Origin of the sequence: Klenkia terrae, assembly GCF_037083865.1 — a bacterium.
Taxonomy (GTDB): Bacteria; Actinomycetota; Actinomycetes; order Mycobacteriales; family Geodermatophilaceae; genus Klenkia; species Klenkia terrae.
Window position 1 is genome coordinate 1 of sequence record NZ_JBAPLV010000060.1, and the last position, 3,129, is coordinate 3,129.

Genomic DNA, 3,129 nt, shown 5'->3' on the forward strand with positions numbered 1-3,129 from the left:
CGAGCACGACCGCGCGGTGGCTGCGCTCGAGGGCGAGCACGAGATCGGCGTGGTCGGTGAGCGCCGGGCTGAAGGAGCGGGCACGGAACCCCTCGGCGGACCCACCGAGCTCGGCGAGCACCGCGGCGGCCTCGCCGTCCATCGCCCGGCCCACCAGGGCACCGATGCCCGCGCTCTCCGCGGTGAGCTCGGAGGTGCCCACCTCGGCGGCGAAGGCCGTGGTGAGCCGCTCGGCCAGCGGGGACCGGCAGATGTTCCCGGTGCACACGAACAGCAGGTGCACGGGGTCAGCCCCGCCGGGACCAGGCGACCACGCCGACGACGAGCAGCAGCACGACCAGCGGGACGGCGACGGCCAGCCAGACCGAGACAACCAGGAGCAGACCGGCCAGCACCACGGTCAGCACGGCGATCAGCACGACCATCAGCGCCACCGCGACCCAGCCGAGCCCGGTGAGCACAGGTCGCCCCTCGCGCGCCGGGTCGGCCGCGGCTCGGGCCACGGCGCCACCGGAGACCGCCCGCCGGAAGCCGCAGACCTTGCAGCGCTCGTAGACCTTCTCGTGCGCGTCCCAGAACGGGTTGACCTTGGCCAGGCCGGTGCGTGCGTCCCGCGAGCGCATCAGCCGGAGCTCGGTGCGCTCGCAGCGCGGGCAGCTGACCGCGTCGCGCGAGAGCTGCACGCGCACCCGGTCCTTCACCCCGTCGTCCATCCGGCCATCGTCGCTGGTCAGCGCGCTGTCCGCCAAGGCGGGCGACGGATCGACGCGCCGGAGCTACCCGTGAGGGTGACGTCTCCCAGCGTGACAGGCCACCATGGAGCCCGTGGCAGACAGGAAGCGAAGGCGGACCATCCTCGGCTACTCGGAGATCCCGTGCCCGCACTGCGGTGGTGGACCACTGGTGCTGACCTCGTCGCGGTACGCGAAGCGGCTGCGCGACGTGCCCAAGCCGCGCTTCGACGCGAACGTCACCTACCGCGAGGTGTGCCAGGCCTGCCGGATGCGCTTCCCGATCAACCCGGATGCGCGTCAGCCGGCCGCGCGGTCGACCGTGCTGGCTGCGGCACCGACCCCGCTGTTCGCGGGCACCGAGCCGGACCCCGCCGAGGACGACGCGCGGATCCGCCCCGCGACGCCGATCCGGTCGACCAAGCCGACTCAGGCCGCGTTCTTCACCGACGACGACGAGCTCGACGACTGAACCCGTGCGGGCGCCGTGACCGGTGCCCACAGCTCGGCGGCGAACTCGGGCTGCACGAAGGCGCGCAGCAGCCGGCCGAGGCGCTTCTCGATCACCTGGGCGACCTCGACGTGCGCCTGAGCGGGCTGGCCGATCGGGTCGGGGACGTCGTCCTGGCCGGGTTCGGTGACCCGGTTGCGACGTGCGTCGGCCAGCAGCGCGACGAGGGCGCGGGCGTGCGCCTCCCCGTCGCGGGCCAGCGGGGCGACGACCGGCGGCAGGGTGGCGAGCAGGCCGACCGCCTCGCGGAGGGTGAAAACCTTGCGCAGGCCGCGCGGGTACATCGAGAGCACGGTGGCGCGCTGCTCCTCGGTCATCGTGATGACGACGTCGGAGTCGACGAGCATCTCCTCGGTGAGCTGCTGGGCGACGTGGCCCTTGCTGGGCACCCCCCGGTTCTCCAACGCCCGTCGGGACGCGGGGTGCATGGCCGAGCCGACGACGGCGGCCGTGCCGGCGCTGGCGACCTCGATCTGGTCGGCGTCACCCGGCAGCCAGTCCTGCAGGCCACGGCGGGTCATCCGCTCGGCGACGGCGGAGCGGCAGATGTTCCCGGTACAGACGAAGGTCATGCGCACGGACGGAACGGTAGGGACCGATCAGTCACGTGGTGTGACGACACGCATTTGTTGTGTTGTGACGTGCGGACTTTCGGGGTCGAGTGCCGCCCTGTCCCGGGAGTCCCACCGACCCCACCCGTGTCGGTCACATCGCCACAGGTGCCCGGGCCCCGGCTGTGCGATGGTGCCAACATGCGCCGAGCTGCCCTGGTCTGCCTGCCCACCGCACTGCTGGTGGCTGCCTGCAGCACGACCGTGGCGGGCAGCGCCTCGCCCGCCCCGACGACCGCGGCGTCCCCGTCGTCGACCTCGTCATCGGCACCTGCGGGGCCCAGCGGTACCGACGACCCCTCCGACGACGACCTGAACCGGGCCCGCAACCTGGTCGACGAGCTGTACGCCGGCCTCAGCTCGTCCACGGAGGGCGGGCTGGCCGCGTACGCCGACTTCCTGGCCACCCACAACCACCCCGAGTTCAGCTTCGGCGGCCCGGAGTGCCTGACCTTCCTGCAGGGCCTGGGCCTCACCGACACCTACCGGGCGCTCTACACACCGGACCTCGTCGAGCTGGACGTCGACCCCGGCTGGCAGGTGCCCGACGGCCGGTACGCGGGCCTCGCGCCCGACGGCGACGTCTACTCCGTGCCGATCACCGTGGACGAGGCGGATACCGCGACCGGCTCCACCGGTTCCTACTCGGCCACCGTGCACGCCGCCGTGCTCGACGACGAGGCGTTCTTCTTCCAGCCCTGCGAACCCTGACCAGCGTCCCCGTCGGGGTCACGGGCGGGCGACCGTGCAGGTCAACCCCCTAGCCTGAGGCCTTCCGACGGGGAGGTGGACGACGCATGGCCAGGTCTCGCGAGCACGGTCCCGATGCCGACGAGCTGTTCGGCGACGAGGACGACGTCGCCACGCCCGCCGCCCGTCCCCGCCGGCGGTCGGTGTCTCCCGTCCGGCGGCTGCTCGTCGGCCTGGGTGTGCTGACCGTGGTGCTGGCGCTCGCCGTGGCCGGCGGCGCCTGGTTCCTGACCGACCGCTACGCCGGCAACGTGGACCGGGTGGCCGGGGTGTTCGACGACCTCGACGAGGCCGAGCGCCCGGCGCCGGCCACCCCCGCGCAGCCAGCCGCCACCGTGGCCGACCCGGTGACGTTCCTGCTGGTGGGGTCGGACACCCGGGCCGAGATCGTGGACGGCGAGATCCCCGACGCCCGGTCCGACGCGATCATGCTGGCTCGGTTGTCGGGCGACCGGCAGCACGTGCAGGTGGTCTCGATCCCCCGCGACTCGTGGGTGGACATCCCCGGCTACGGCATGAACAAGAT

6 protein-coding genes are annotated in these 3,129 nt (G+C 73.0%); 3 read left to right on the top strand and 3 right to left on the bottom strand.

The genetic code is table 11. From position 1 onward, the window contains the following. Both UXQ13_RS23465 and UXQ13_RS23470 read right to left on the bottom strand, forming a co-directional pair. Nucleotides 1-283, bottom strand: a 283-nt coding sequence (locus tag UXQ13_RS23465) for an arsenate reductase/protein-tyrosine-phosphatase family protein (protein ID WP_472975163.1), incomplete at its 3' end; no start/stop codon positions are given. 4 nt (nucleotides 284-287) lie between these two features. Then, on the bottom strand, nucleotides 288-713 hold the full coding sequence (locus UXQ13_RS23470) for a hypothetical protein (protein WP_225234211.1): 426 nt from the start codon (nucleotides 711-713) through the stop codon (nucleotides 288-290). A gap of 190 nt (nucleotides 714-903) precedes the next feature. Here UXQ13_RS23470 and UXQ13_RS23475 point away from each other — a divergent pair, with 190 nt between their 5' ends. Further along, nucleotides 904-1,203, top strand: a complete 300-nt coding sequence (locus UXQ13_RS23475; RefSeq protein ID WP_225234210.1) for a hypothetical protein — start codon at nucleotides 904-906, stop codon at nucleotides 1,201-1,203. Here the strand turns inward: UXQ13_RS23475 and UXQ13_RS23480 are convergent. Next, entirely contained in the window at nucleotides 1,161-1,814 is a 654-nt protein-coding gene (locus UXQ13_RS23480; RefSeq protein WP_225234209.1) for an arsenate reductase/protein-tyrosine-phosphatase family protein, read from the bottom strand. The genes UXQ13_RS23475 and UXQ13_RS23480 overlap by 43 nt on opposite strands. Nucleotides 1,815-1,994: 180 nt before the next feature. Between UXQ13_RS23480 and UXQ13_RS23485 the strand changes: the two genes are divergently transcribed. Beyond that, nucleotides 1,995-2,564: a hypothetical protein gene (locus UXQ13_RS23485; protein WP_225234208.1), complete on the top strand. Its 570-nt coding sequence runs from the start codon at nucleotides 1,995-1,997 to the stop codon at nucleotides 2,562-2,564. Between the two features lie 86 nt (nucleotides 2,565-2,650). Further along, nucleotides 2,651-3,129: LCP family protein (locus UXQ13_RS23490; RefSeq protein ID WP_336393092.1), on the top strand; the 479-nt coding region annotated here is incomplete at its 3' end.